A 26,349-nucleotide genomic window follows, 5' to 3' on the forward strand; every position below is an offset into this window, starting at 1 on the left:
CCTTCCGGAGGAGATCCGTTGAAGGAAACTTCCGAGGTGCCACCAATATCCGGGAAGTTTCTGCCAGTCAAGGGAGTGCGCGCGGAGGCGTCGTCACGTTCTCTCCGGTGGCCAGTGGGCCTGAAGCGTGCGCACGGTCTCGGCGATCGCCGGACGCCGCCCGACCCCCGTACGCCACAACGCGTACAGCCGCCGCACCGGCACCGGATCAAGCACCACCTCCACCACCCCGTCGGGCAACGGCCCCCGCCCGAGCCTCGGCACCAGACAGATGCCGAGCCCGGCCGCGACGAGCGCGACGAGGGTCGGGTTCTCGTCGGCCTGATGGACGATCTCCGGCTCGTGACCGGCCGTCCGCAGGGTCCGCAGCAGCCAGTCGTGACACACCCGCCCCGGCGGCTGGCACACCCACCGCTGCCCGCCCAACTCCGCCCGGGACACCGACTCCCGCCCGGCGAACCGGTGCCCGCGCGGCACGAGCAGCGTGCACGGGTCCTCCCCGATGGCCGCCTGCTCCACGCCGGGCGGCAGCGGCAGCGGCGCGATGTCCCAGTCATGCGCCACGGCCAGGTCGACGGCGCCCTTGGCGACCATGTCGACGGACAGATGCGGGTCGACCTCGCTGAGCCGGGCGTCCAGCGCGGGATGCCGTACGGCGAGATCCGCCAGCACGCCGGGCAGCAGCCCCCGCGCGGCCGAGGCGAACGCGGCGACGGTCAACCGCCCCGACGGCACCCCACGCCGCTCCTCAAGCTCGGTCTCGGCCCGCTCGACGATGGCCAGCAACTCCGCCGCCGCATCGACGAGTTGCCGAGCCTCGGCGGTAAGACGCACCCCCCGCCCCTCCCGCTCCAGGAGGACCGTCCGGGTCTCCCGCTCCAGCTTGGCGATCTGCTGGGACACGGCGGACGAGGTGTACCCGAGCGCGCTGGCGGCGGCACCGACGGTGCCGTGCACGGAGACGGCGTGCAGGGCGCGCAGCCGCTGAAGATCAAGCATGGGTCCCCTCCATTCATCAGCGTCGCTTAATCCAACCATGTAGAAATCATCGCTGGTGCTTCACGGTCAGCCCGGGTGATCCTCACAGACATGCGCCCCGCACATGTCGCCCTCGCCGTCCTGGTCGCCGCCGTCTGGGGCGTCAACTTCACCGTCATCGAGATCGGCCTCGACCACTTCCCGCCCCTGCTCTTCTCGGCCCTGCGCTTCCTGGCGGCGGCGCTCCCGGCGGTGTTCCTGGTGGGTCGCCCGAAGGTGGCGTGGCGCTGGATCCTGGCGGTGGGCCTGGTCCTCGGGGTGGCGAAGTTCGGCCTCCTCTTCATCGGCATGGACGCGGGAATGCCAGCGGGCCTCTCCTCCCTGGTCCTCCAGATCCAGGCGGTCTTCACGGCGCTGATAGCCTTCGCGGCCCTGGGCGAACGCCCGACCCGCCTGGCGCTGACGGGCATGGTGATCGCCCTCTCCGGCATCGCGGTCGCCGCCGTGGACGAGGGCACGACGGGCCCGCTCGGCGCCTTCGCCCTGGTGGTCCTGGCGGCGGTCTGCTGGGGCGCGTCCAACGTCCTGACCCGCAAGGCGTCCCCACCGGACGCCCTGAACTTCATGGTCTGGGTCAGCACGGTCCCGGTCCTCCCCCTCCTCGCCCTCTCCCTCCTGTGGGAGGGCCCGAGCCGGGACCTGGACGCCCTGCGCTCCCTGGACTGGCAGGGCGCGGGCACGATCGCCTACGTCGCCTGGGTCACGACGGTCTTCGGCTTCGGCGCCTGGGGCTGGCTGCTCCACCGCCACCCGGCGTCGACGGTCGCGCCGTTCTCCCTCCTGGTCCCGGTCTTCGGCATGTCCTCGGCGGCCCTGTTCCTGGGCGAGCCGGTGACGGGGCTGCGCTGGTGCGCGGCGGTCCTGCTGGTGGGCGGCGTGGCGCTGACGTCGTTGCGTAGTTTCACGGGTGCCCGCTGGTGGCCCCTGCGGCGTGATCCGCTTCCGCCGAGGGGCGGGGAACGGGTGAGGAGTGGGGGGTCATGGAGCGACGCAGAGGTACGCGGCTGAGGACGGCAGCAGCGATGTCGACGGCGGCGCTGCCCCCCGCCCCGACAGCCACGGCCCGCCGCTTCGCCGCGGCGACGACCGGCGACTACCGGAGCACGGGTACGACGATCACCCTGACGTCCTTCACCACGGCGCGGGCCGAGAAGGTGATGGCGGAGCTGCGGGCGGCGGTGGCGAAGTACGCGGGCGGCTATGCGGGCGGCGCGCTGACCTTCACGGAGGTCCGCAAGCGCGACTCCGTCCCGGTCGGCGACGAGGCGGTGTCCTTCCACCTGACCGGCCGCGCCAACCCGACGTCGTACACGCTGGTCCGCCGGGGCCCGACCCTGATCCGCCTCAGCTCAGCCGTGGGCACGGGCGGCGAGGCGGAGGTACCACAGCCGGTGGGGGTCCAACAGGCGATGAAGATCCAGGCGGCGCAGGCAAGGGGTACGGCGTCGTAGCACGGCGCCTTCCTTCGGGGGTGACCGTGGGGGCCGCCCGCTTCTTTGGCCAGGGTCGTGCTTCCACGGCCCGGCCTCAAGGGCGCTCCGCTGTCGCTCCGCGTCGGCTGCGCCGATCGGCCTACGGCCGCCCCTTGACCCCGGTCCGCTCCAGCACGGGTGAGAAGCGCGCGGGCGGCCCGGAAAGACGGGGGGCCGCGCCCTGTTGGTCCCTTGGGTGGGTTGCTGGGTCGGGGTGGGTGCGGGGGCGCGTCGGCGCCTCGCCTGCACGCCGGGAGGGCTTAGCGGCTTGCGGCCCGGTGGCGAGTGCGCGCCCGGCAAGTGGCGGCACGCCGGGCTGGCTTAGCGGCTTGCGGCCCGGTGGGAGTGGCGCGTCAGTCGGGTGGCGGCACGCCGGGGCAGCTCAGCGGCTGACGGCCGCTGGGTCGCGCGCGCCCGGTGAGTGGGGCGCCTTGAGGTGCTTGGCGGGTGCGGGCTGTGGTGGTTGGGCGCGGCGCGAGTACGGTCCCGCGAGGGGCCGCTAGACCTCGGCGAAGACGCAGATGCTGACGGGGTGGAAGTGCCTCTCCTGTCACATCAACCTCACCAATGAGCCCGGAGTGGGTAATTGGCGCCTTTGACTCAAGGCGGTCCCTGCCCTCGCCCGTCACTCTCGGGTCTTCCTCCCCCGACCAAATGGGCCGTGGGTCAAAGGGACCAATCGCTGCCTGAGCTGTGACTCCCGGGACCTGTGAGACAGAGGAGACCACAATGGGCTCACCCCATCCCCACTGAGCGCCCGCTATCACCCCTCGCCGGGCCCGTCAGCCGCTGAGCCAGCCCGGCGTGCCGCCACCCGACTGACGCGCTACTCCCACCGGGCCGCAAGCCGCTGAGCCAGCCCGGCGTGCCGCCACTTGCCGGGCGCGCACTCGCCACCGGGCCGCAAGCCGCTAAGCCCTCCCGGCGTGCAGGCGAGGCGCCGACGCGCCCCCACACCCACCCCAACCCCGAAGCAAGCGTGAGGGACCAACAGGCCCAGGCCCCCCGTCTTTCCGGGCCGCCCGCGCGCTTCTCTCCCGTGCTGGAGCGGACCGGGGTCAAGGGTGGCCCGAAGGGCCATCGCCGAAGGCGACGCGGAGCGACAGCGGAGCGCCCTTGAGGCCGGGCCGTGGAAGCACGACCCTGGCCAAAGAAGCGGGCGGCCCCCACGGTCACTCGTCAGTCATGCGTGCTTGAAGGAGGGCTCAGGCGCCGCCCGACGCCCGACGACCGAGTGCCTCCGTGAGGAAGCGTCCCCAGACAGCGGGCGAGACGGTGAGGTGCGGTTGGGTAGGGGCCTTGGAGTCGCGTATGTGAACGGCGGAGGTGATGGCCACCTCGACGCACTGGCCTCCGCTTGAGTCGCTGTAGCTGCTCTTGAACCACGTCAGCTCGGTCAAAGCTCACCTGCCAACTGCTCGATGAGGGCGACGGATTCCTCCGGGGAGAGGGCCTGACTTCTGATCATCGCATAGCGGCGCGCGAGGAGACCGACCTCGCGCGGATCGGATACGAGGACGCTGTGCCCGTTCCCTTCCATGTAGGCCAGCATGGTCTCTTCCGCAGTCTCCACGAGGGTCAGAGGGCCGCCCTGCAACCCGGCGTGTTCAGCCCGTTCCGTCGGCATGACCTGGAGCACGACGTTCGGCCGCGCCGCGGAGGCGACCAGGAACTCGTACTGCGCCCGCATCACCTCGGGCCCGCCGATATGGCGTCGTAGCGCCACCTCCTCAAGGATCACGTTGACCACGCAGGTCGGCTTGCGATCCAACAGCGCCTTGCGTTCCATGCGAGCGGAGACGAGCACCTCCACGTCGTCTTCCAACGGTGGGAAGGCACAGTTGAGCACCGCACGGGCGTAGTCGGGCGTCTGAAGTAGACCGTCGATGAGCTGAGGACAGTACGAGGAGACGCTGAGCGCCTCCTGCTCCACCCGCACGAACCCCTGGAAGTGCGCCGGATACCTCTCCAACCGCAGGTACTTGGACGCCGCCGAGATGATTCCCCCGGCTTCCAGCGCCTTCTCCGCCGCCTTGATGAACTCGTCCGTCGCGGGCTTGGTGAACGTCTCCACCGCGCTCACCGCCGCGCCCGAGTAGGACATCCGCTCGCCCAGTTCGCTCTGCGAGAGCCCCGCTGCCGTGCGCAACATGCGGAGCACCTCACCGAAGTACTGGGCGGCCGGTGACGATGACTTCTTCCCGGACTGCGGCATCGCAGTCACCTCCTCAACACACCTCATCGACAGTTCAACGGTCCGCTCAACGTCCGCGCCGGTCAGGGGCGTTGACGCTAGGCCCCTGGTGACGCTAGCGATGAGGACTGACAGTGGAGGTGTGAACACAGAAAGTCATCACACCTGGTGCCGCCGCTTCATGCCGGTCATCGAAAACGTGACCGAGGCCCGGCAGGGTGTCCGTGCCGTGCTGGACTCCTGGGCGGTCCCGGAAGACACCACGGAGACGGTCGCCCTGATCGTCACGGAGCTGGCCGCGAACGCCGTCACCCACGCCCACCGTCCCGACCGCACCTTCGACGTGGGCCTGACCTGCGACGCCGACGGCGACGGCAAGGCGATCGAGATCGAGGTCTGCGACCCGTCCCCCCACCACCCGGTCCGCCGCGACTACGACCCGCAGGCCACCTCAGGCCGTGGCCTGCTCCTCGTGGAGTCCCTCGCAGACGCCTGGGAGGTCAGAGACCGCGAGCAGGGAAAGGCGGTGTGGGTACGGGTCGTACGGTGAGGGGTCAGGGGTCAGGGGTGAGGGGTGAGTCGAGACGGAGACGTAATGATGCTCGTTCAGACCTGGCCGAGGTCGATTTCCACGGGGAAGGGAGCGGTCACCTTCATCACCCCGGTGAACACGTCTCCCTCCCGGTAGGTCTTCGTCGCGGGGTCGAGGAGGTACGTGTACACCAGGGGCACGCCCGTCGCGGCCTGTTCGATACGCCAGTAGAAGGCGATGCCAGCCTTGGCGTACTGGTCGACCTTCACGATGCGGTCGGTGGTCTCCGAGCCCGGCGACACGACCTCGGCCACCAGCAGGACGTGCTCGGGCCGGGTGGGCGTGACGTCGATCGTGTCGGCGCGGTAGACGATCACGTCGGGGCGGCGATTGGTGAGCGGGACGTCCTGCAAGCGGACGTCGAAGTCGGTGTCGGCGTTCCAGTCGGGGCCCGCGGCGACGTCCAGGGCGTTGGCCAGGATGCGGGCCAGCCGGTTGTGCCGCTTGGAGGCGCTGGGGCTCACGACGACCATTCCGTCCACGATCTCGATACCTGCGCACTGCTCCTCGGACCACGACTCGTATTCCTCCGCCGTGATCTGCTCGTGCATCCACGCCGGGGCCACCATCTCGGCAGTCATGACATGCCTCCCGGACACTGTGCGGCGGGCCCGATCCCGCTGGCCTCAGAGTACTGTCTCCCCCTCGCTGTCCCACGAAGGCGGAGAACATGCCCCCGCACGACCCGCACCACCCACACGCGCCGCACCATCCGCACGACCCGCACCACCCACACGCGCCGCACCACCCGCACGACCCGCACCACCCACACCCCGCGCCCCCCGACCCCGTCGCCCCCATCGACCACGAACTCATCGAAGCCGCCGCCCACGTAGCCCGTACCCGTTGCCGAGGCGACAACCACACCATGGCGGCGGCGGGCCGTGCCCCGGACGGGCGGGTCGTCACCGCCGTGAACGCCTACCACTTCACCGGAGGCCCCTGCGCCGAACTGGTGCTCGTCGGCGCGGCAGCCGCCCAGGGTGTCTACGAGCTGGAGACCATCGTCGCCGTGGGCGACCGTGACCGGGGTGTGGTCCCGCCCTGTGGCCGGTGTCGGCAGGTGCTCCTCGACTACTTCCCGGGGGTGCGGGTCATCGTGGGGTCGGACGGAGGCGTTCGGGCCGTTCCGGTCGGCGACCTGCTTCCGCATACCTACGTCTGGGCCGACCACCAGCTCGACGCCCCCTGACGCCGACGCTCCTCACGCCGAGTCGTTGAGCAGTCTGCCCAGGTGGGTCCGGCCCGCGGTGAGGAGGTCAGGCAGCGGGGCCGCGTCCTCGTACCAGCGCTTCTCGTACTCCCAGCACAGCCAGCCGTCCCAGCCGTGCCGCGAGAGGATCTCCACGCACTCGGCGAGGGGGAGGACGCCCGCGCCCAGGGGAAGCGGGGTGCGGTCGTCGGCCGAGGCGATGTCCTTGACCTGGACGTAGCCGAGGTACGGGGAGAGGGCGGCGTACGTCTCGGAGGGCTGTTCGCCGCCGAGCCAGGTGTGCATGACGTCCCACAGCGCGCCGACCTGGCGGTGGCCGACCAGGCCCAGGACGCGGATCACGTCGGCGGCGGTGCGGTGGGAGTCGTGGGTCTCCACCAGGATGCGTACACCGGCGTCGGTGGCGTGTTCCGCCGCCGTGCCCAGTCGGCGGGCGGCGGTCGCGTCGGCCTCCTCCGGGGACTGGCCGTGCGCGTCGGCGCCGGGGAAGACCCGGACGTACGGGGCACCCAGGTCGCGGGCGAGGTCGAGCAGGGCGCGGATCTCCGCGAGGACGGGTGCGTCGTCGCCCGGCGCGGCCACGCGCGCGTACCCGGCGAGGCCGAGGATCTCGACCCCGGCGGCCTCGAAGTGGGCGGCGACTTCGGTGCGCTCGGTGGGGGAGAGGCCGGTGTGGACCGGTTCCTCGGGGTGGGTGCGCAGTTCGACGCCGTGGTAGCCGTGCTCGGCGGCGAGCCGGGTCACGTCGGGGAGGGGGAGACCGGGGACGCCGAGAGTGGAGAACGCCAGTTTCATGCTCATCGACCCTACTGGTCGTCCCGTACGCACCTCACGAGGCCCGCCGGGGGTCGCGCCGCGGCCCGCCGGGGTCCACCGAGGCCCACCGAGGTCCAGCGAGGTCCGTCAGAGAACTGTGATTCGCGTCACTCTACCCAGCCGCATCCCCCGCCACCCCGCCACGGCCCCCCACAGTCGTTGCCTTTAAGTTATAAAGAAGCTTCAAGATCAAGCTCAGAAGTCGACTTCAAGTAGTGAACGGATCGTTACCAGATTCGGGACCAGTGGCCCTTCCCCAAGCGACCCGGTCCACTTCCGGCTGCCGCCGTTTCGACCACCCCGGCGCGGCCGAAAACCGACTCCTGCCCAGTCCCGCTCAGTCCGTGAGGAGCGCCGACAACTGCGGTGAGTACGCCGTGTGCAGAACCAGCGCCGCGCTCCCCACCGGCGCCGCGTCGGCGCCGTGCGGGGAGGCGGTCACGTCGACGACCCTGATGTGCCGGGAGACCGGCCTGGTCGCCAGGGCCGACGCGACGACGTCGACGTACCGCGACTCCACCTCGCCGATGCCGTGGCCGCCGAGGACGATCAGGTCAACGTCCAGCAGGTTGGCGACACTTGAGGCCACTGAGGCCACCTGGGCCGCGGCCTCGTCGATCACGGCGACGGCGACCGGGTCACCGGCCGCCGCGGCGCCCCGGATCGCGGCGTGGTCGACGGACTCCGGGTTCGCCGCGAACCGTTGCGCCAGCACACCGCCACCGTCGGGCAGGTTCGCGAGCCGCCGCCGGGTCGCGGCCACGAGGGCGGACGGGCTGGCGAGCATCTCCAGGCAGCCCCGGTTGCCGCAGTAGCACTCCGGCCCGTCGGGCCGCACCGAGAGATGGCCGAACTCCCCGGCGTTCAGTGAACCCCCGCGGTACACCTGGTGGTTGAGGATGAGGCCACCGCCGATGCCGGTGCCGAAGAAGAAGTAGGCGAAGTTCGCCACGCCCTTGCCCGCGCCGGACCACCGCTCGCCGATCGCGGCGGCGGTCGCGTCGTTGTCCAGGGTGACCGGCATCCCGGTGGCCTCGCTGAGTGTTTGCCGCAAAGGGAACCGGTCCAGGTAGGCGAGGCTCGGCGGCGCGGCGACCGGGCCGAGTTCCTGGTCGATCGGGCCCGGCGTGGCGAGGCCCAGGCCGAGTACGCGGTCGCGGGGAACGTCCGCCTCGGTCAGCGCCTCGCTCACCAACCCGGCCATGACGGCGACGACTTGGGCGGGGTCGGAACCCGGCGGGGTGGGCCGCCGCCGGATGGCCAGGGGGTGGCCGAGCAGGTCGACCACGGCGCAGGCGAGCTGGACGGCGTCGAAGTGGAGGCCGACCGCGCTGCGGGCGGTGGCGTTGACGCGCAGGGTGGTGCGGGGCTTGCCGCCGCCGGACGCCCGGCTGGAGCCGTCCTCGCGCACGACGCCCTCGTTGATCAGTCGGCGCACGATGCCCGACACCGTCTGCGGGGTGAGACCGGTGCGCTCCGCGATCTCGACGCGGCTGATCCCGTCGGACCACTGGATCTGGTCAAGCACGACCGCCTGGTTGTAACGCCCGACTTTTGGAAGGTTTGTCCCGACTTGTTGCACTTAGGTCATCTCCCGCTGGTCCACCACGCTCCGCACTTGACTTAGTAAAACAAATGAACTTAACGTCCCGTTCAGTTTCAGCGCGGACCTCAGGGACCGCGTCGTGCCAACGGAGGCAAGCTGATGTCCACCCAATGCCGCATACCGGATCGCCTGGGGCCGCGTGATGGCCACGGCGCGCGCAGAGTGGGACCGCTGTCGTGAGCGGGAGCCCGGTCCTGCTGGAGATGCGGTCGATCACCAAGACCTTCCCCGGCGTGAAGGCCCTCGACGACGTGAACCTGGTCGTCCGGGAGGCCGAGATCCACGCCATCTGCGGGGAGAACGGCGCGGGCAAGTCCACGCTCATGAAGGTCCTGAGCGGCGTCTACCCGTACGGCAGCTACACCGGCGAGATCATCTACCAGGGCGAACACGTCCGGTTCAGCGACATCCGGGCCAGTGAACACGCCGGGATCGCGATCATCCACCAGGAACTGGCCCTCGTACCGGGCATGTCGATCACCGAGAACCTGTTCCTCGGCAACGAGCCCCGCAGGCGCGGCGCGATCGACTGGAAGTTCGCGCGCCGCCGGGCGCTGGAGCTGCTGGAGCAGGTCGGACTCGACGAGGACCCCGACACGCTGATCAAGGACATCGGTGTCGGCAAGCAGCAGCTCGTGGAGATCGCCAAGGCGTTCGCGAAGGACGTCCGGCTGCTGATCCTCGACGAGCCGACCGCGGCCCTCAACGAGGACGACTCCCGCCACCTGCTCGACCTGCTGCGCGGGTTCCGTGACCGGGGCATCACCCTGATCATGATCTCGCACAAGCTCAACGAGATCGAGGCGGTCGCCGACACCATCACGATCATCCGCGACGGCCACACCATCGAGAGCCTCGACGTCAAGGGTGACGAGGTCGACGAGGACCGCATCGTGCGCGGCATGGTCGGCCGGGAGCTGAGCAGCCGGTTCCCCGAGCACACCCCGAACGTCGGCGAGGTCTTCTTCGAGGTCAGGGACTGGACGGTACGGCACCCCACCGCCGAGGACCGCCTGGTCTGCAAGGGCTCGGGGTTCCATGTGCGGCGCGGCGAGATCGTCGGCTTCGCGGGCCTCATGGGCGCCGGCCGGACCGAACTCGCGATGAGCCTGTTCGGCCGCTCCTACGGCCGGTACGTCTCCGGGCGCGTCTTCAAGGACGGCGAGGAGATCCAGGTCAAGACGGTGGCCGACGCCATCGGTCACGGAATGGCGTACGTCAGTGAGGACCGCAAGTCCATCGGGCTCAACCTGCTGGACGACATCAAGACCTCCACGGTCGCGGCCAAGCTGAAGAAGATCAGCAAGCGCGGCGTCATCGACCGGGTGCGCGAGCACAGTGTCGCCGACGACTACCGCAGGAGCCTGCGGATCAAGACCCCGACCGTCGACGAGGGCGTGGTCAAGCTCTCCGGCGGCAACCAGCAGAAGGTCGTCCTGGCGAAGTGGATGTTCACCGACCCGGACCTGCTGATCCTCGACGAGCCGACGCGCGGAATCGACGTCGGGGCCAAGTACGAGATCTACGGGATCATCCACAGGCTCGTGGACCAGGGCAAGGGCGTCATCGTCATCTCGTCCGAGCTGCCTGAGCTGATCGGCCTGTGCGACCGCATCTACACGGTGTTCGAAGGCACCATCACCGGCGAGGTCGCGCGCAGCGACGCCGATCCGGAACTCCTGATGAAGCAGATGACCGCGATGAAGAAGAGCCCGACCTCATGAGCAGATTCAAAGAGCTGCAGAAGAACCTCTTCGGAGGCTCCCAGTCCAACGCCCGCCAGTTCGGCATGATCTTCACCCTCGTGGCGATCGTCCTGCTCTTCCAGATCTGGACCGGCGGCCTCACCCTGACCTCCAGCAACCTGATCGCGGTCGTCAGCCAGTACTCGTACATCCTGATCCTCGCCATCGGCATGTTGATGGTGATCGTGGCGGGGCACATCGACCTCTCGGTCGGCTCGGTCGCGGCGTTCACCGGCATCGTGGTCGCCAAGGCGATGCAGGAGTACGACCTCCCGTGGCCGCTGGGCATCCTGCTCGGTCTGCTCGTCGGCCTGGTGATCGGCGCCTGGCAGGGCTTCTGGGTGGCGTACGTCGGGGTCCCGGCGTTCATCGTGACGCTGGCCGGCATGTTGCTCTTCCGCGGCGGCAACCAGTTCATCGGCAACGCCGACACCATCCCGGTGCCCGAGGGCTTCCGGAAGATCGGCGCGGGCTTCCTGCCCGAGGTCGGTCCGGGGACCGGCTACAACAACCTCACCCTGCTGCTGGGTCTCGCCGCCTGCGCGGCCGTGGTCTGGCGGGAGTGGAAGGGCCGCCAGACGCGGCAGGAGATGAACGCCGAACTCGCCCCGCTGTGGGTCACCGGCGTCCGCCTCGCCATCATGCTGGGCGTCATCCTCTTCGCCACGCTGCGCTTCGCGGGCGGCCGGGTCGGCACCAGCTTCCCGATCTCCGGCATCATCCTGATCGTCCTGGTGCTGGCGTACTCGCACTACACCAACAACACCATCGGCGGTCGCCACATCTACGCCGTCGGCGGCAACTCCCGGGCGGCCGAGCTGTCCGGTGTGAAGCTGCGGCGGGTCAACTTCTTCGTCATGACGAACATGTCGGTGCTGGCCGCGCTGGCGGGCATGATCTTCGTGGCGCGGTCCACGGCCTCCGGGCCGCAGGACGGACTGAGCTGGGAACTCGACGCCATCGCGGCCGTCTTCATCGGCGGCGCGGCGGTCTCGGGCGGCCTCGGCACCATCAGCGGCTCGATCGTCGGTGGTCTGGTCATGGCGCTGCTCAACAACGGCCTCCAGCTCGAAGGCGTCGGCTCGGACCGGGTCCAGATCATCAAGGGCCTGGTGCTCCTCCTCGCCGTCGCGTTCGACGTCTACAGCAAGAGCCAGGGACGGTTCTCGATCATCGGAACGCTCTCGCGTCCGTTCCGTCGGGAGGAACCGGCGGCACCGGCCGAACCCCAGAGTCCGGCCTCCGATCCCCAGAAGGCCCCGGTCGCCAGCTGACCAAGGTCTGTCGACCAAGGTCTGTCGACCAAGGTCCGCGGACCACGGTCCGGTGCCGGGTCCTGACCGGACCTTCCGACCAGGACCGGGCACCGGCCAAGGGCCACCGCTCGCGGGCTGCCGCCAGCTCGCTCCCCCTCGCGCCACACTCCGCGGCGCACCTCTCGGCACCACCTTGCAAGAAGGGCACAACTCCCATGCGCAGACTCATCACCAGAGCCGTTGCCACGGTCGGCGCTGTCGCACTCCTCTCCCTGGGCACGGCCGCCTGCTCCAACGAGCGTGAGGGGTCCACCTCCTCCGACTCCGCCTCGGACAGCGGCTTCTCGCAGGACTCCCTCATCGGTGTCGCGCTGCCGTCGAAGACCTCGGAGAACTGGGTGCTCGCGGGCAACCTGTTCACCAACGGCCTGAAGGACGCGGGCTTCAAGGCGGACGTCCAGTACGCGGGCGCCTCCACCACGGTCGCCGACCAGCAGGCGCAGATATCCGCCATGGTCACCAAGGGCGCCAAGGTCATCGTGATCGGCGCGACGGACGCCTCCCAGCTGGCCACGCAGGTGGCGCAGGCCAAGGAGGCGGGCGCGACCGTCATCGCCTACGACCGGCTGATCACCAACACGAAGGACGTCGACTACTACATCGCGTTCGACAACTTCAAGGTCGGCCAGCTCCAGGGCCAGGCCCTGATCGACGGCATGAAGGCCAAGGACAAGAAGGGTCCCTGGACCATCGAGCTGTTCTCCGGCTCCCCGGACGACAACAACTCGAAGGTGTTCTTCGACGGTGCGATGGACGTGCTCCAGCCGCTGATCGACAAGGGGGACATCGTTGTCGGCTCCGGCCAGACCGACATCAAGCAGACCGCGACCCAGGGCTGGAAGGCCGAGAACGCCCAGCAGCGGATGGACGCCCTGCTGAACTCGACCTACAGCGGCAAGAAGACGCTCGACGGCGTGCTCTCGCCGAACGACACCCTGGCGCGCGCCATCCTCACCTCGGTGAAGGGCGCGGGCAAGGACCTCCCGGTCGTCACCGGTCAGGACTCCGAGGTCGAGTCGGTCAAGTCGATCATGGCGGGTGAGCAGTACTCCACCATCAACAAGGACACCCGCAAGCTGGTCACCTCGACCATCGACATGGTCAAGGCGCTCCAGAAGGGCGACAAGCCGGAGATCAACGACACCAAGTCGTACGACAACGGCGTCAAGGTCGTCCCGTCCTACCTGCTTGAGCCGCTCATCGTCACCAAGGAGAACGCCGCCGAGGCGTACGCCAACGACGACAAGCTGGCGCCGCTCACCAAGTAGTGGCACCGGCGGGCGTCCCGCGCCCCGGGATCACCCCCCTCGGGGCTCGGGACACCCGCACCGGCCGACCTGACCGCGGCCCACCTGACCGGGTCACGGCAGGTCGGTCGCCGCCCTCACCGGCGGCACGCCCAGACCGGCAGACGGCACCCTCCCCGCCGCCGCGCTCCGTCCCTGACCCCGGAGCACGACGACCGAGCCGGGCCAACACCTCACCGACCCGGAGCCGCCTGCCGCTCCCCGGGAAGTCTGCGGGACTTCCCGGGGAGCTTCGCGTTTTCCGGGGCGCTTCACCTTTCCGAGAAGCCTCGCTTCTCCGAGAAGCCTCGCTTCTCCGGCGGAGGCAGGCCCTGCCGCCCAGATACCGCCCCCCTCAAGCCCGCGGCACCCCCGAAGACCCCCGCACCATCAACTCCCCCCGCACCGTGGCGATCCCCCCGGGCGGCGGCTCCTCGCGCCCCATGGCGATGCGGCCCGCCCGCGCCCCCGCACCGGCGAGCGGCAACCGTACCGTCGTCAGGGACGGCACCGCGTCGATGCTGAACGGCAGGTCGTCGAACCCGGCGACGGAGACGTCCTCGGGGATGCGCCGCCCGGAGTCGCGCAGCGCGGCGCAGGCGCCCAGGGCGACGGAGTCGTTCGCGGCGACGACGGCGGTGAGGGCCGGGTCCCGGCGCAGCAGCTCCAGTGTGGCCTCGTAGCCGGAGCCCCGGTCGTAGCGGCCGTGCACGGTCCAGCGTGCGTCCTCCGCGATCCCGGCGGCGGCCAGCGCCTCCCGGTGGCCCTCCAGGCGGTGCCGGGTGGTGGTGCGTTCCTCGGGGCCCGCGATGTACCCGAGCCGCCGGTGCCCGAGGCCGATGAGGTGCTCGGTGAGCTGCCGGGCGCCACCGCGGTTGTCGAAGGTCAGGGCGATGGCCCCGGTGTCGGGCGCGGGCGGCCGTCCGCACAGCACGACCCGCGTCCCGGCGTCGCCCAGCTTCCGCAGCTTCGCCGCCATCGCCGACGCGTGCACCGCGTCCTCGATGGCACCGCCGGTCAGCACCACCGCCGCGGCCCGCTGCCGCTGGAGCAGGGTCAGGTAGGTCAGCTCACGCTCCGGCGAACCGCCCGTGTTGCAGACGACCGCGAGCCGTTCGCCGCCCGCGCGCCCGCCGGGGCCGCCGATCTCCGACTGGATGGCCCCGGCCATGATCCCGAAGAACGGGTCGGCGATGTCGTTGACGAGGATGCCGACGAGGTCGGAGGTGGCGGCGGCGAGCGCGCTCGCGGGGCCGTTGAGGACGTAGTCCAGTTCGTCGACCGCCTTGAGCACCCGTTCCCGGGTGGACGCGGCGACCGGGTAGTTGCCGTTCAGCACGCGCGACACCGTCGCGGGCGAGACCTGGGCGCGAGCCGCCACGTCCGCCAGGGTCACCGTCATGTCCTCGTCCTCCGGTCGCGCATCTCGTCGTACGCCTCTCCCACACAAGACCCCGGGCCCGGCTCGGACGTACGTACGTCCCCCTACACATCCGGACCCCCCACCGCGGTTCCGGAGCAGACCCTACGGCCAAGGACACCCGTTGTTCGACCCTTCGAACAACTCGCCTTCGCAGTGGTCTTGTCCAACCGCTGTTCAGAGGCTAGCTTCTGAAGCAATAGAAAGCGCTTGCTGCTTGGCTCATCACCGCACTCCTTTCCGAGGCGGCCGGGCGTACGCGGCGCGCGGACCGCGTACGAAGGGAATGACGTGACACGCAAGACGGTGCGTATCGCCATGAACGGTGTCACCGGGCGCATGGGCTACCGCCAGCACCTGGTCCGCTCGATCCTGGCCCTCCGCGAACAGGGCGGCCTCGACCTCGGCGACGGCACCGTGCTGTGGCCGGAACCGATCCTCGTCGGCCGCCGCGAACACGCCCTGAAGGCGCTTGCTGAACGGCACGGCCTCGACCACTTCTCGACCGACCTCGACGCGGTCCTCGCCGACCCCACCGTCGACATCTACTTCGACGCCCAGGTCACCTCCGCCCGTGAGGAGGCCCTGAAGAAGGCGATCGCCGCGGGCAAGCACGTCTACACCGAGAAGCCGACCGCCACCGGCCTGGACGGCGCCCTGGAGCTGGCCCGCCTCGCGGACGCCAAGGGCATCAAGCACGGCGTCGTCCAGGACAAGCTCTTCCTCCCCGGCCTGCTCAAGCTCAAGCGCCTCATCGACGGCGGCTTCTTCGGCCGGATCCTCTCCGTACGCGGCGAGTTCGGCTACTGGGTCTTCGAGGGCGACTGGCAGACGGCCCAGCGCCCGAGCTGGAACTACCGCTCGGAGGACGGCGGCGGCATCGTCGTCGACATGTTCCCGCACTGGGAGTACGTCCTGCACGAGCTGTTCGGCCGGGTGAGGTCCGTCCAGGCCATCGCCGCCACCCACATCCCGCAGCGCTGGGACGAGAACGGCAAGCCCTACGACGCCACCGCCGACGACGCCGCCTACGGCATCTTCGAACTCGACGGCGGCGCCATCGCGCAGATCAATTCCTCCTGGGCCGTCCGCGTCAACCGCGACGAACTCGTGGAGTTCCAGGTCGACGGCACCGAGGGCTCCGCCGTCGCGGGCCTGCGCAACTGCCGCGTCCAGCACCGCAGCGCCACGCCGAAGCCGGTGTGGAACCCCGACATCCCGGCCACCGAGGCGTTCCGCGACCAGTGGCAGGAGATCCCGGACAACGCCGACTTCGACAACGGCTTCAAGGCCCAGTGGGAGCTGTTCCTCAAGCACGTCCACGCCGGTGCCCCCTACCACTGGGACCTGCTCGCCGGCGCCCGTGGCGTCCAGCTCGCCGAGCTGGGCCTGAGGTCCTCGGCCGAGGGCCGCCGTATCGAGGTGCCGGAGATCGCGCTGTGACCATCCGCCTCCCGGACCCGCACGGCCGCCTGCGGACCTACGAACCCCGCACCGAACCCCTGGTCCTCACCGCAGAAGGCGCTGTCACCTCGCGGACCGTCTTCTCCGCCGCGCACGTCGTCGCGGACCCGTACGCCGACGTCTCACCCGACTCGCCCGCCGCCGTCGACTGGGACGCCACCCTCGCCTTCCGCCGCCACCTGTGGTCCCACGGGCTCGGCGTCGCGGAGGCCATGGACACCGCCCAGCGCGGCATGGGCCTGGACTGGGCGGGCGCCGCCGAACTGATCCGCCGCAGCGCCGCCGAGGCGAAGGCGGTCGGCGGCCGGATCGCCTGCGGCGTCGGCACCGACCAGCTGGCCACCGGCACCCTGGCCGACGTCCGCGCGGCCTACGAGGAGCAGCTCGCCGTCGTCGAGGAGGCGGGCGCCCAGGCCATCCTGATGGCCTCCCGCGCCCTGGCCGCCACGGCGTCCGGCCCCGACGACTACCTGGAGGTCTACGGCCACCTCCTGCGCCAGGCCACCGAACCGGTGGTCCTGCACTGGCTCGGCCCCATGTTCGACCCGGCGCTCGAAGGCTACTGGGGCGCCGGCGACCTCGACACGGCCACCCGCACCTTCCTCGACGTCATCGCCGCCCACCCCGACAAGGTCGACGGCATCAAGGTCTCCCTCCTCGACGCCCAGCGCGAGGTCGACCTGCGCCGCCGCCTCCCCCAGGGCGTGCGCTGCTACACCGGCGACGACTTCCACTACCCCGAACTGATCGCGGGCGACGACCACGGCTTCAGCCACGCCCTCCTCGGCATCTTCGACCCCCTGGGCCCGCTCGCCGCGGAGGCGGTACGCGTCCTCGACACCGGGGACGTCGCGGGCTTCCGCGCCCTGCTCGACCCCACCGTGGAACTCTCCCGCCACCTCTTCCAGGCCCCCACCCGCTTCTACAAGACCGGCGTGGTCTTCCTGGCCTGGCTCTCCGGCCACCAGTCCCACTTCACGATGGTCGGCGGCCTCCAGTCGGCGCGCTCCCTGCCGCACCTCGCCCGCGCCTACGAACTCGCCGACGGCCTCGGCCTGTTCCCCGACCCCGAGCTCGCCGAGGAACGCGTGAAGAACCTGCTCGCGCTGTACGGAGTCGACCAGTGAGCCAAGCCAGCGGCCCCGGCGACCTCGCGCGCTTCAGCATCAACCAGATGACGGTCAGGCAGCTCACCCTGCCCCAACTGACCGACGCCTGCGGCCGGCTCGGCGTCCGCGGCGTCGGCCTGTGGCGCGAACCCGTCCAGGAGTACGGCGTCGAGGCGTCGGCCCGACTCGTCCGCGACGCCGGTCTGACGGTCACCACGCTCTGCCGTGGCGGCTTCCTCACCGCCCTGGACGCCGACGCACGCGCGCGTGCCCTCGACGACAACCGCCGCGCCGTCGACGAGGCGGCCACGCTGGGCACCGACACCCTCGTCCTGGTCTCCGGTGGCCTGCCGCCCGGCTCCAAGGACCTGCGCGGCGCCCGCGAACGCATCGCCGACGCGCTGGCCGAGCTGGGACCCTACGCCGAGTCCCACGGCGTACGGCTCGCCATCGAGCCGCTGCACCCCATGTACGCCGCCGACCGCTGCGTCGTCTCCACCCTCGCCCAGGCCCTCGACCTCGCCGAACGCTTCCCCGCCCACCAGGTCGGCGTCACCGTCGACACGTACCACCTCTGGTGGGACGACCAGGCGCCGGAGCAGATCGCCCGCGCGGGCGCGGGGGGCCGTATCCACACCTTCCAGCTCGCCGACTGGACGACCCCGCTGCCGGAGGGCGTCCTCAACGGACGCGGGCAGATCGGGGACGGCTCCATCGACATGCGGGAGTGGCTGGGGTACGTGGAGGCGGCGGGGTACACCGGCGCCATCGAGGTGGAATTGTTCAACGACGCTCTGTGGGCGCGGGACGGGCGGGAGGTGCTGGCGGAGACGGCCGCGCGGTTCGTGGAGCATGTGATGCGCTGAGCCCGCCGGATCGTTGCGTCAGCGGCGGTCCCGGTCGACCTGCGCGGGCCTCCCAGCCCTGCTCGGTCGGCTTCACCGAGGAGACGGACTCGGGGGCCCGGCCGAGCAGTTCGGTGAGTTGCTCGGCGGCGCTGCGGATGGCCTCGGCAACGGAGACCCGTTCCTGGTCCGTCATCTGTTCACTCCTTTTCCTTCCGTCATCGACCTGGCCCCCGTCATATGCCACTCCAGAGAAGTCCGCGGAGCGGTGCAACCATCCCGGCGCGCGGTGGGTCGTACTACGCGTCAGGACCTCTGGGGGGATCCCGGGGGGAATCCAGAGGGGTTCTGCACGGGGGGAGTACGGGGGAAACACGGGGAAAAGGGGAGGGAACCCGAGGGGGCCGGTCGACGGACCGGCCCCCTCGAAGTGTTCCCGCCCCGCTCCCGCGGGCTCAGTCCCCCGCCCCCGCGACCTCCTCCGCCGTGGGGTACGACTCCTGCGCCCCCGCCCTAGTGACCGCCGCCGCCCCCACCCGGGCCGCGTAGGCGGCCGCCCGCGTGAGCGGCTCGCCCGCCCCCAGCCGCCAGGCCAGCGCCGCGGTGAACGCGTCGCCCGCGCCGGTGGTGTCCACGGCGTCCACCCGCACCGACGGCACCCGCGCGGGCCCTTCCCGGGACGCCGCCAGCGCGCCCGCGGCCCCCAGCGTGACGACGACCGACCGTGGGCCCTTGGCCAGCAGCAGCCGCGCCCAGTCCTCGGGCACGTCACTGACGCACGCGTCGCCGAGGATGACGCGGGCCTCGTGCTCGTTGACGACGAGCGGGTCGCAGGCCGCCAGCACCTCGCCGGGCAGCGCCCGCGGCGGCGACGGGTTCAGCACGAACCGGCTGCCGGGCGCCAGGCACCGGACCACCTCCACCACCGTCTCCAGCGGGATCTCCAGTTGCGCCGAGACCACCCGGGAGGCGTGGAACAGGCTGGCGGCGGCGCGCACGTCTGCCGGGGTGAGCAGCGCGTTGGCGCCGGGCGCCACCACGATGCTGTTGTCCCCGGACGGGTCCACGGTGATCAGCGCGACGCCGGTCGGCGCCCCGCCCACCAGCACGCCCACCGTGTCGACCCCGGCGGCCCGCTGCGAGTCGAGCAGCAGCCGCCCGTGGTCGTCGGCGCCGACCCGGGCCAGCAGCGCCGTCCGCGCGCCGAGCCGGGCCGCGGCGACGGCCTGGTTGGCGCCCTTGCCGCCGGGGTGGACGGCTAGGTCGGAGCCGAGCACCGTCTCCCCCGCGCCCGGCCGCCGCTCGACGGCGACCACCAGGTCGGCGTTGGCCGAGCCCACCACCAGCAGGTCGTAGTGGTACATCAGCACCCTCATCTCCGTACGTGGCCGTTCATCGCTGTCAGTCGCACCCGCTACGGTCGGATCATGTCCAACGAGACGGGGAACGCGCAGGGGGAACGGCGACTGGCCGTCCTCGAAGGCGTCCTGGAGCGGATCACCTACGCCAACGAGGAGAACGGCTACACGGTCGCGCGGGTCGACACCGGCCGCGGCGCGGGGGACCTGCTCACGGTCGTCGGGGCGCTGCTCGGCGCGCAGGTCGGGGAGTCGCTGCGGATGGAGGGCCGCTGGGGCTCGCACCCCCAGTACGGCAAGCAGTTCACCGTGGAGAACTACACGACGGTCCTCCCGGCCACCGTCCAGGGCATCCGCCGCTACCTCGGGTCCGGCCTGGTCAAGGGCATCGGACCGGTCTTCGCCGACCGCATCACCCAGCACTTCGGCCTGGACACCCTGACGGTCATCGAGGAGGAGCCGAAGCGCCTCATCGAGGTCCCCGGCCTCGGCCCCAAGCGCACCAAGAAGATCGCCGACGCCTGGGAGGAGCAGAAGGCGATCAAGGAGGTCATGCTCTTCCTCCAGACCGTCGAGGTCTCCACCTCCATCGCGGTGCGCATCTACAAGAAGTACGGCGACGCGTCGATCTCGGTCGTGAGGAACCAGCCGTACCGGCTGGCCGCCGACGTGTGGGGCATCGGCTTCCTCACCGCCGACAAGATCGCCCAGTCGGTGGGCATCCCGCACGACAGTCCGGAGCGCGTCAAGGCGGGCCTGCAGTACGCGCTGTCGCAGTCCGCCGACCAGGGCCACTGCTACCTCCCCGAGGAGCGGCTGATCGCCGACGCGGTGAAGCTGCTCCAGGTCGACACCGGCCTGGTCATCGAGTGCCTCGCCGAACTGGCGGCGCCGGGCGAGGACGGCGAGGAGCCCGGTGTCGTACGCGAACAGGTGCCCGGCCCCGACGGCTCCCCGGAGCCCGTCACCGCCGTCTACCTGGTCCCCTTCCACCGCGCCGAACTCTCCCTCTCCGCCCAGCTGCTGCGCCTGCTGCGCACCGACGAGGACCGGATGCCGGGCTTCCGGGACGTCGCCTGGGACAGGGCGCTGGCCTGGCTGAAGGGCCGTACGGGGGTGGAGCTGGCGCCCGAGCAGGAGGCGGCCGTCAAGCTGGCGCTGACCGAGAAGGCCGCCGTCCTCACCGGCGGTCCGGGCTGCGGCAAGTCCTTCACGGTCCGCTCCATCGTGGAGCTGGCCCGCGCCAAGAAGGCCAAGGTGGTGCTCGCCGCGCCCACCGGCCGGGCCGCCAAGCGCCTCGCGGAGCTGACCGGCGCCGAGGCGTCCACCGTGCACCGCCTGCTGGAGCTGAAGCCGGGCGGCGACGCGGCGTACGACAGGGACCGGCCGCTGGACGCCGATCTGGTGGTGGTCGACGAGGCGTCCATGCTGGACCTGCTGCTCGCCAACAAGCTGGTCAAGGCGGTGCCGCCGGGCGCCCACCTCCTCTTCGTCGGCGACGTCGACCAGTTGCCCAGCGTCGGGGCGGGCGAGGTGCTGCGCGATCTGCTGGCCGACGGAAGCCCGGTCCCGGCGGTGCGGCTCACGCGTGTGTTCCGCCAGGCCCAGCAGTCGGGCGTGGTGACGAACGCGCACCGGATCAACGCGGGGCAGCATCCGGTGACCGACGGCATGAAGGACTTCTTCCTGTTCGTGGAGGACGACACGGAGGAGGCCGGGCGGCTGACGGTGGACGTCGCGGCCCGCCGTATCCCCGCGAAGTTCGGGCTCGACCCGCGCCGTGACGTGCAGGTCCTGGCGCCCATGCACCGCGGTCCGGCCGGGGCGGGCACCCTCAACGGCCTCCTCCAGCAGGCCATCACCCCGGGCCGTCCCGACCTCCCCGAGCGGCGGTTCGGCGGCCGGGTGTTCCGCGTCGGCGACAAGGTCACCCAGATCCGCAACAATTACGAGAAGGGGGAGAACGGGGTCTTCAACGGCACCGTGGGCGTGGTCACCTCGCTCGACCCGGTCGAGCAGCGGCTGACGGTGCTGACGGACGAGGACGAGGAGGTTCCCTATGACTTCGACGAACTGGACGAACTGGCGCACGCGTACGCGGTGACCATCCACCGCTCGCAGGGCAGTGAGTACCCGGCGGTCGTCATCCCGGTGACCACCGGCGCCTGGATGATGCTCCAGCGCAACCTGCTCTACACGGCGGTCACCCGGGCCAAGCGACTGGTCGTCCTGGTCGGCTCGCGCAAGGCGATCGGACAGGCCGTGCGGACGGTCTCGGCTGGGCGGCGCTGCACCGCGCTCGACTTCCGCCTCTCACCGCGCCCCCTGGGCCGGTGAGAAGGACCCTCCAGCGCACCTTCGGGTCCGTGTCGGCCACCGAAGGTAACAAATGATCGATCAAACGAGTCGCGAAGGTCACAGAGCACTTCCGGATGGGGAAGTCAGCGGGCAGGATGTGCAAGTTGGCGGCACTGAGTGCCGCCAATCAGCCCAATGGTCGACCCCGAGTGCACTCTCCTGAGCCAAATGGGGGATGGTAGAGACAGTCAGGGCACCTCGAAGATGAGGCACTACGTCGGTGAGGGAAGACGTGAGCGACAACTCTGTAGTACTGCGGTACGGCGGCGGCGAGTACACCTACCCGGTGATCGATAGCACGGTCGGGGACGAGGGCTTCGACATCGGGAAGCTGCGGGCCCAGACCGGTCTGGTGACTCTGGACAGCGGGTACGGCAACACCGCCGCGTATAAATCGGCCATCACCTACCTCGACGGCGAGGCGGGCATCCTGCGGTACCGGGGTTACCCGATCGAGCAGCTCGCCGAACGCTCCACCTTCCTCGAAGTGGCCTACCTGCTGATCAACGGTGAGCTGCCGACCGTTGACGAGCTGTCCGGCTTCAAGAACGACATCACGCAGCACACCCTGCTGCACGAGGACGTCAAGAACTTCTACCGGGGCTTCCCGCGCGACGCGCACCCGATGGCCATGCTGTCGTCGGTGGTCTCGGCGCTGTCCACGTTCTACCAGGACAGCCACAACCCGTTCGACGAGCAGCAGCGCAACCTCTCCACGATCCGGCTGCTCGCGAAGCTCCCGACGATCGCGGCGTACGCGTACAAGAAGTCGGTCGGCCACCCGTTCGTCTACCCGCGCAACGACCTCGGCTACGTCGAGAACTTCCTGCGGATGACGTTCTCGGTGCCGGCGCAGGAGTACGACCTGGACCCGACCGTGGTCGCGGCCCTGGACAAGCTGCTGATCCTGCACGCGGACCACGAGCAGAACTGCTCGACCTCCACCGTCCGGCTGGTCGGCTCCTCGCAGGCGAACATGTTCGCCTCGATCTCCGCGGGCATCAACGCGCTGTGGGGCCCGCTGCACGGCGGCGCCAACCAGTCCGTCCTGGAGATGCTGGAAGGCATCCGCGACGCGGGCGGCGACGTCGACTCCTTCATCCGCAAGGTGAAGAACAAGGAGGACGGCGTCCGGCTGATGGGCTTCGGGCACCGGGTCTACAAGAACTTCGACCCGCGCGCCAAGATCATCAAGGCGGCGGCGCACGACGTCCTCTCCGCGCTCGGCAAGTCCGACGAGCTGCTGGACATCGCGCTGAAGCTGGAGGAGCACGCGCTCTCCGACGACTACTTCGTCTCGCGCAGCCTCTACCCGAACGTCGACTTCTACACCGGTCTGATTTACCGGGCCATGGGCTTCCCGACCGAGATGTTCACGGTCCTGTTCGCCCTCGGCCGGCTGCCGGGCTGGATCGCCCAGTGGCACGAGATGATCAAGGAGCCGGGCTCCCGCATCGGCCGTCCCCGGCAGATCTACACGGGCGTCGTCGAGCGGGACTTCGTCCCCGTCGAGGCTCGCTGAGGCCCCGTACAGAGAGCCGAGAGGCGCCGGACGCGGCAGAAGGCGCCCTGGTACGTCAGTCCCCCCACGGGCCGACGACCAGGGCGCCTTCCCATGTCCCGGTGCGGATTCCCCCCACGGGATCCGGCCGGGCGTCTGTGAGACCAGCGCCTGAATCGCTGTTGTTGCGGTACCGCTGTCGTGCCGTCCTGCATGGTGCTGTGCGATCTGCCGGGACAACGCACGCTGGGAGGGCCGCTCAAAGCTCCCCGGGCGTCGCGTGGCCCCGGCAACGCTCCTCCAGGCTCTCACCTACGTGCGAGCCGGGAGGTACCCCCATCTGGGAAAGTCCCCCAAGACATCCCCAGACGCCAGCCAGCGCCCCCCAAGACGCTGTCTGACATCGCCAACTTAGACCTTCGAACCCCTTCGATGGTTACGTTCAGATCACTGTGATCTGCGTCTCTTGCATTTGTCCCGTTAGCACACGAGAGACCCGATTCCCCGAACGGGGCTCAAGCGTAAGGAAAGTGCGCGAGCCGTGTGAAGAGCTTATGTGAGGCTCGCCCCGGACTCCAGAGGGACCCCCGACCGAAAAGTCCTGAGGCGCAGGCTGTTCGTCACCACGAACACCGACGAGAACGCCATCGCGGCCCCCGCGATCATGGGATTGAGCAGGCCCGCGGCGGCCAGCGGCAGCGCGGCCACGTTGTAGCCGAAGGCCCATACCAGGTTGCCCTTGATGGTATGGAGGGTCCGCCGGGAGAGCCGGATCGCGTCCGCCGCCGCCCGCAGGTCCCCGCGCACCAGCGTCAGGTCGCCCGCCTCGATCGCCGCGTCCGTGCCGGTGCCCAGCGCCAGCCCCAGGTCGGCGGCGGCGAGCGCGGCGGCGTCGTTGACCCCGTCGCCGACCATCGCGACGACCCGGCCCTCGCCCTGCAACCGCCGTACGGCGTCCACCTTGTCCTCGGGCAGCACCTCGGCGACCACCTCGGTGACGCCGACCTCGGCGGCGACCGCCTCGGCCACCGTCCGGTTGTCGCCGGTCAGCAGCACCGGTGTCAGCCCCAGCGCGCGCAGCTGGCGCACCGCCTCGGCGCTGGTCTCCTTGACGGCGTCCGCTACGGCGACGACCCCGCGCGCCGCCCCGTCCCAGCCGACCACCACGGCCGTACGGCCGTCCCGCTCGGCGCTCTCCCGGGCGCGCTCCAGCTCCTCGGGCAGCGTGTCGTGGAGCTGGCGCCCCACGGTGACCTCGTGGCCGTCCACGCGCCCGCGTACGCCCCGCCCGGGGACGTTCTCGAAGTGCTCGACGCCGGGCAGCGCGCCCAGCCGCTCCGCCGCCCCGTCGGCCACCGCGCGGGCGACGGGGTGCTCGGAGGCGTGCTCCAGGGCGCCCGCGAGCCGCAGCACCTCCTTCTCGTCGGTGCCCCGGGCGGCGTACACCTCCCGCAGGGTCATGCGGCCGGTGGTGACGGTGCCGGTCTTGTCGAGGACGACGGTGTCGACGCGGCGGGTGGACTCCAGCACCTCCGGGCCCTTGATCAGGATGCCGAGCTGGGCGCCGCGCCCGGTGCCGACCAGCAGCGCGGTCGGGGTGGCCAGGCCGAGGGCGCAGGGGCAGGCGATGATCAGTACGGCGACGGCGGCGGTGAACGCGGCGACGGTGTCCCCGGTGCTGCCGAGCCAGACGCCGAAGGTGGCGGTCGCGAGCAGCAGCACCACGGGCACGAACACGGCGGCGACCCGGTCCGCGAGCCGCTGCACCTCCGCCTTGCCGCTCTGCGCGTCCTCCACCAGCCGGGCCATCCGCGCGAGCTGCGTGTCCGCGCCGACCCGGGTGGCCTCGACGACCAGCCGTCCCCCGGCGTTGACGGTCGCGCCGGTCACGGCGTCCCCGACGGCCACGTCCACCGGCACGGACTCGCCGGTCAGCATGGACGCGTCGACGGCGGAGGCGCCCTCGACCACCGTGCCGTCGGTGGCGATCTTCTCGCCGGGGCGGACGACGAACCGGTCCCCGGCCTTCAGATCGGCCACGGGTACGCGGACCTCGGCGCCGCCCCGCAGGACCGCCACGTCCTTGGCGCCCAACTCCAGCAGCGCCCGCAGGGCGGCGCCCGCGCGGCGCTTGGAGCGGGCCTCCAGGTACCGGCCGAGCAGCAGGAACGCGGTGACCCCGGCGGCGACCTCCAGGTAGATCGTGGAGGCGCCGTCGGCACGGGAGACGGTGAGGTCGAAGCCGTGCCGCATCCCCGGCATCCCCGCGTCGCCGAGGAACAGCGCCCACAGCGACCAGCCGAACGCGGCGAGCGTGCCGACCGACACCAGGGTGTCCATGGTCGCCGCGCCGTGCCGGACGTTGGTCCAGGCGGCCTTGTGGAACGGCCAGCCGCCCCAGACGACGACCGGGGCGGCGAGCGTGAGGGAGAGCCACTGCCAGTTGTCGAACTGGAGCGCCGGGACCATCGCGAGCAGCACCACGGGCAGGGCGAGCGCGACGGAGACCAGCAGCCGGTGGCGCAGGACGTCGAGTGCGGGGTCGCCGGTCCGCGCCTCCGGCTCGGCCGTCGGCTCCGGCTGCGGCGGCGCGGGCTCCTCGGCGGTGTACCCGGTCTTCACGACGGTGGCGATCAGGTCGGCGACCTCGGTCCCGGCGGGGTAGCTGACCCGGGCCTTCTCCGTCGCGTAGTTGACGGTGGCCGTGACGCCGTCCATGCGGTTGAGCTTCTTCTCGACGCGGGCCGCGCAGGACGCGCAGGTCATCCCGCCGATGAGCAGCTCGACCTCGGCGCCGGGCGCCGGGGCGGCTATCGGGGCCTCGTCGGGGGCGGTGCGGGTGGTGCTGGTGCTGCTGGTCATTCCCGGGCTCCAGGGGAGGGGCCGGGCCGTACGGGCGCGGGGCGTCGGGTACGGCCCGGTGCCGTGGGGTGGGTTCGTGCGTGCGCCGGAGGGCGGTCGTGCGCGTGCGCCGGGCGGTGGCGCGCTGGTCGCCGGGCGTGCGGGCTTCCGGCGG

General features: G+C 70.8%; 22 protein-coding genes. 12 read left to right on the plus strand and 10 right to left on the minus strand.

The window, feature by feature from the left end; all coding sequences use genetic code 11:
* Nucleotides 1-93 precede the first annotated feature (93 nt).
* Nucleotides 94-999 carry a LysR family transcriptional regulator gene (locus ABZ659_RS03930; protein WP_360213103.1) on the minus strand — a complete coding sequence of 302 codons (906 nt, stop codon included), beginning with the start codon at nucleotides 997-999 and terminating at the stop codon, nucleotides 94-96.
* A 90-nt stretch (nucleotides 1,000-1,089) separates the two neighbouring features.
* Here ABZ659_RS03930 and ABZ659_RS03935 point away from each other — a divergent pair, with 90 nt between their 5' ends.
* Together ABZ659_RS03935 and ABZ659_RS03940 are read left to right on the plus strand one after the other, a co-directional pair.
* Nucleotides 1,090-2,046: an EamA family transporter gene (locus tag ABZ659_RS03935; RefSeq protein WP_360213105.1), complete on the plus strand. Its 957-nt coding sequence runs from the start codon at nucleotides 1,090-1,092 to the stop codon at nucleotides 2,044-2,046.
* On the plus strand, nucleotides 2,019-2,489 hold the full coding sequence (locus tag ABZ659_RS03940; RefSeq protein ID WP_360213107.1) for a hypothetical protein: 471 nt from the start codon (nucleotides 2,019-2,021) through the stop codon (nucleotides 2,487-2,489). Before ABZ659_RS03935 ends, ABZ659_RS03940 begins: the two co-directional genes overlap by 28 nt.
* Nucleotides 2,490-3,715: 1,226 nt before the next feature.
* On the opposite strand, the gene ABZ659_RS03945 is transcribed toward ABZ659_RS03940, so the two are convergent.
* Together ABZ659_RS03945 and ABZ659_RS03950 are read right to left on the minus strand one after the other, a co-directional pair.
* On the minus strand, nucleotides 3,716-3,910 hold the full coding sequence (locus ABZ659_RS03945) for a DUF397 domain-containing protein (RefSeq protein WP_360213109.1): 195 nt from the start codon (nucleotides 3,908-3,910) through the stop codon (nucleotides 3,716-3,718).
* Entirely contained in the window at nucleotides 3,907-4,725 is an 819-nt protein-coding gene (locus ABZ659_RS03950; protein WP_360213111.1) for a helix-turn-helix transcriptional regulator, read from the minus strand. Before ABZ659_RS03950 ends, ABZ659_RS03945 begins: the two co-directional genes overlap by 4 nt.
* A 160-nt stretch (nucleotides 4,726-4,885) precedes the next feature.
* Between ABZ659_RS03950 and ABZ659_RS03955 the strand changes: the two genes are divergently transcribed.
* Nucleotides 4,886-5,254 (plus strand): ATP-binding protein, encoded by a 369-nt coding sequence (locus ABZ659_RS03955; protein WP_360213113.1) that lies wholly within the window; start codon nucleotides 4,886-4,888, stop codon nucleotides 5,252-5,254.
* Between the two features lie 56 nt (nucleotides 5,255-5,310).
* On the opposite strand, the gene ABZ659_RS03960 is transcribed toward ABZ659_RS03955, so the two are convergent.
* Complete coding sequence (locus ABZ659_RS03960; protein ID WP_360213115.1) at nucleotides 5,311-5,877, minus strand: Uma2 family endonuclease; 567 nt, start codon at nucleotides 5,875-5,877, stop codon at nucleotides 5,311-5,313.
* Between the two features lie 218 nt (nucleotides 5,878-6,095).
* On the opposite strand from ABZ659_RS03960, the gene ABZ659_RS03965 reads away from it, so the two are divergent.
* On the plus strand, nucleotides 6,096-6,488 hold the full coding sequence (locus ABZ659_RS03965) for a cytidine deaminase (protein ID WP_360213390.1): 393 nt from the start codon (nucleotides 6,096-6,098) through the stop codon (nucleotides 6,486-6,488).
* A 12-nt stretch (nucleotides 6,489-6,500) separates the two neighbouring features.
* Here ABZ659_RS03965 and ABZ659_RS03970 read toward each other — a convergent pair whose 3' ends face one another.
* Both ABZ659_RS03970 and ABZ659_RS03975 read right to left on the minus strand, forming a co-directional pair.
* On the minus strand, nucleotides 6,501-7,304 hold the full coding sequence (locus tag ABZ659_RS03970) for a sugar phosphate isomerase/epimerase family protein (protein ID WP_360213392.1): 804 nt from the start codon (nucleotides 7,302-7,304) through the stop codon (nucleotides 6,501-6,503).
* Between the two features lie 358 nt (nucleotides 7,305-7,662).
* Entirely contained in the window at nucleotides 7,663-8,853 is a 1,191-nt protein-coding gene (locus tag ABZ659_RS03975; RefSeq protein ID WP_360213117.1) for an ROK family transcriptional regulator, read from the minus strand.
* A gap of 281 nt (nucleotides 8,854-9,134) precedes the next feature.
* Between ABZ659_RS03975 and mmsA the strand changes: the two genes are divergently transcribed.
* The 3 genes from mmsA (at nucleotide 9,135) to ABZ659_RS03990 (ending at nucleotide 13,260) form a co-directional block, all read left to right on the plus strand.
* Nucleotides 9,135-10,655, plus strand: a complete 1,521-nt coding sequence (gene mmsA / locus ABZ659_RS03980) for a multiple monosaccharide ABC transporter ATP-binding protein (protein WP_360213394.1) — start codon at nucleotides 9,135-9,137, stop codon at nucleotides 10,653-10,655.
* Nucleotides 10,652-11,950: a multiple monosaccharide ABC transporter permease gene (mmsB, locus tag ABZ659_RS03985; protein WP_360213119.1), complete on the plus strand. Its 1,299-nt coding sequence runs from the start codon at nucleotides 10,652-10,654 to the stop codon at nucleotides 11,948-11,950. The genes mmsA and mmsB overlap by 4 nt, the downstream gene beginning before the upstream one ends.
* Before the next feature lie 197 nt (nucleotides 11,951-12,147).
* On the plus strand, nucleotides 12,148-13,260 hold the full coding sequence (locus tag ABZ659_RS03990; protein WP_360213121.1) for a sugar-binding protein: 1,113 nt from the start codon (nucleotides 12,148-12,150) through the stop codon (nucleotides 13,258-13,260).
* Nucleotides 13,261-13,633: 373 nt separating this feature from the next.
* On the opposite strand, the gene ABZ659_RS03995 is transcribed toward ABZ659_RS03990, so the two are convergent.
* A complete protein-coding gene (locus ABZ659_RS03995) occupies nucleotides 13,634-14,680 on the minus strand; it encodes a LacI family DNA-binding transcriptional regulator (protein ID WP_360213123.1) in 1,047 nt (348 codons plus the stop codon).
* A 309-nt stretch (nucleotides 14,681-14,989) separates the two neighbouring features.
* On the opposite strand from ABZ659_RS03995, the gene ABZ659_RS04000 reads away from it, so the two are divergent.
* The 3 genes from ABZ659_RS04000 to ABZ659_RS04010 are packed head-to-tail and all read left to right on the plus strand — an operon-like array spanning nucleotide 14,990 to nucleotide 18,137.
* Nucleotides 14,990-16,141: a Gfo/Idh/MocA family oxidoreductase gene (locus ABZ659_RS04000; protein WP_360213125.1), complete on the plus strand. Its 1,152-nt coding sequence runs from the start codon at nucleotides 14,990-14,992 to the stop codon at nucleotides 16,139-16,141.
* Nucleotides 16,138-17,289 carry a dihydrodipicolinate synthase family protein gene (locus tag ABZ659_RS04005; protein ID WP_360213127.1) on the plus strand — a complete coding sequence of 384 codons (1,152 nt, stop codon included), beginning with the start codon at nucleotides 16,138-16,140 and terminating at the stop codon, nucleotides 17,287-17,289. Before ABZ659_RS04000 ends, ABZ659_RS04005 begins: the two co-directional genes overlap by 4 nt.
* A gap of 47 nt (nucleotides 17,290-17,336) precedes the next feature.
* Nucleotides 17,337-18,137: a sugar phosphate isomerase/epimerase family protein gene (locus ABZ659_RS04010; protein WP_360213396.1), complete on the plus strand. Its 801-nt coding sequence runs from the start codon at nucleotides 17,337-17,339 to the stop codon at nucleotides 18,135-18,137.
* Here the strand turns inward: ABZ659_RS04010 and gvpO are convergent.
* Both gvpO and ABZ659_RS04020 read right to left on the minus strand, forming a co-directional pair.
* On the minus strand, nucleotides 18,055-18,312 hold the full coding sequence (gene gvpO, locus ABZ659_RS04015; RefSeq protein WP_360213129.1) for a gas vesicle protein GvpO: 258 nt from the start codon (nucleotides 18,310-18,312) through the stop codon (nucleotides 18,055-18,057). The two genes, ABZ659_RS04010 and gvpO, sit on opposite strands and share 83 nt — an antisense overlap.
* Before the next feature lie 259 nt (nucleotides 18,313-18,571).
* On the minus strand, nucleotides 18,572-19,480 hold the full coding sequence (locus tag ABZ659_RS04020; protein ID WP_360213398.1) for a ribokinase: 909 nt from the start codon (nucleotides 19,478-19,480) through the stop codon (nucleotides 18,572-18,574).
* Between the two features lie 63 nt (nucleotides 19,481-19,543).
* Here ABZ659_RS04020 and ABZ659_RS04025 point away from each other — a divergent pair, with 63 nt between their 5' ends.
* Together ABZ659_RS04025 and ABZ659_RS04030 are read left to right on the plus strand one after the other, a co-directional pair.
* On the plus strand, nucleotides 19,544-21,811 hold the full coding sequence (locus ABZ659_RS04025) for an ATP-dependent RecD-like DNA helicase (protein WP_360213131.1): 2,268 nt from the start codon (nucleotides 19,544-19,546) through the stop codon (nucleotides 21,809-21,811).
* A 253-nt stretch (nucleotides 21,812-22,064) separates the two neighbouring features.
* A complete protein-coding gene (locus tag ABZ659_RS04030; protein WP_360213133.1) occupies nucleotides 22,065-23,354 on the plus strand; it encodes a citrate synthase in 1,290 nt (429 codons plus the stop codon).
* Between the two features lie 531 nt (nucleotides 23,355-23,885).
* Here the strand turns inward: ABZ659_RS04030 and ABZ659_RS04035 are convergent.
* A complete protein-coding gene (locus ABZ659_RS04035; protein ID WP_360213135.1) occupies nucleotides 23,886-26,195 on the minus strand; it encodes a heavy metal translocating P-type ATPase in 2,310 nt (769 codons plus the stop codon).
* Between the last annotated feature and the right edge of the window lie 154 nt (nucleotides 26,196-26,349).

It is taken from the genome of Streptomyces sp. NPDC006997 (assembly GCF_040635175.1).
Classification (GTDB): domain Bacteria; phylum Actinomycetota; class Actinomycetes; order Streptomycetales; family Streptomycetaceae; genus Streptomyces.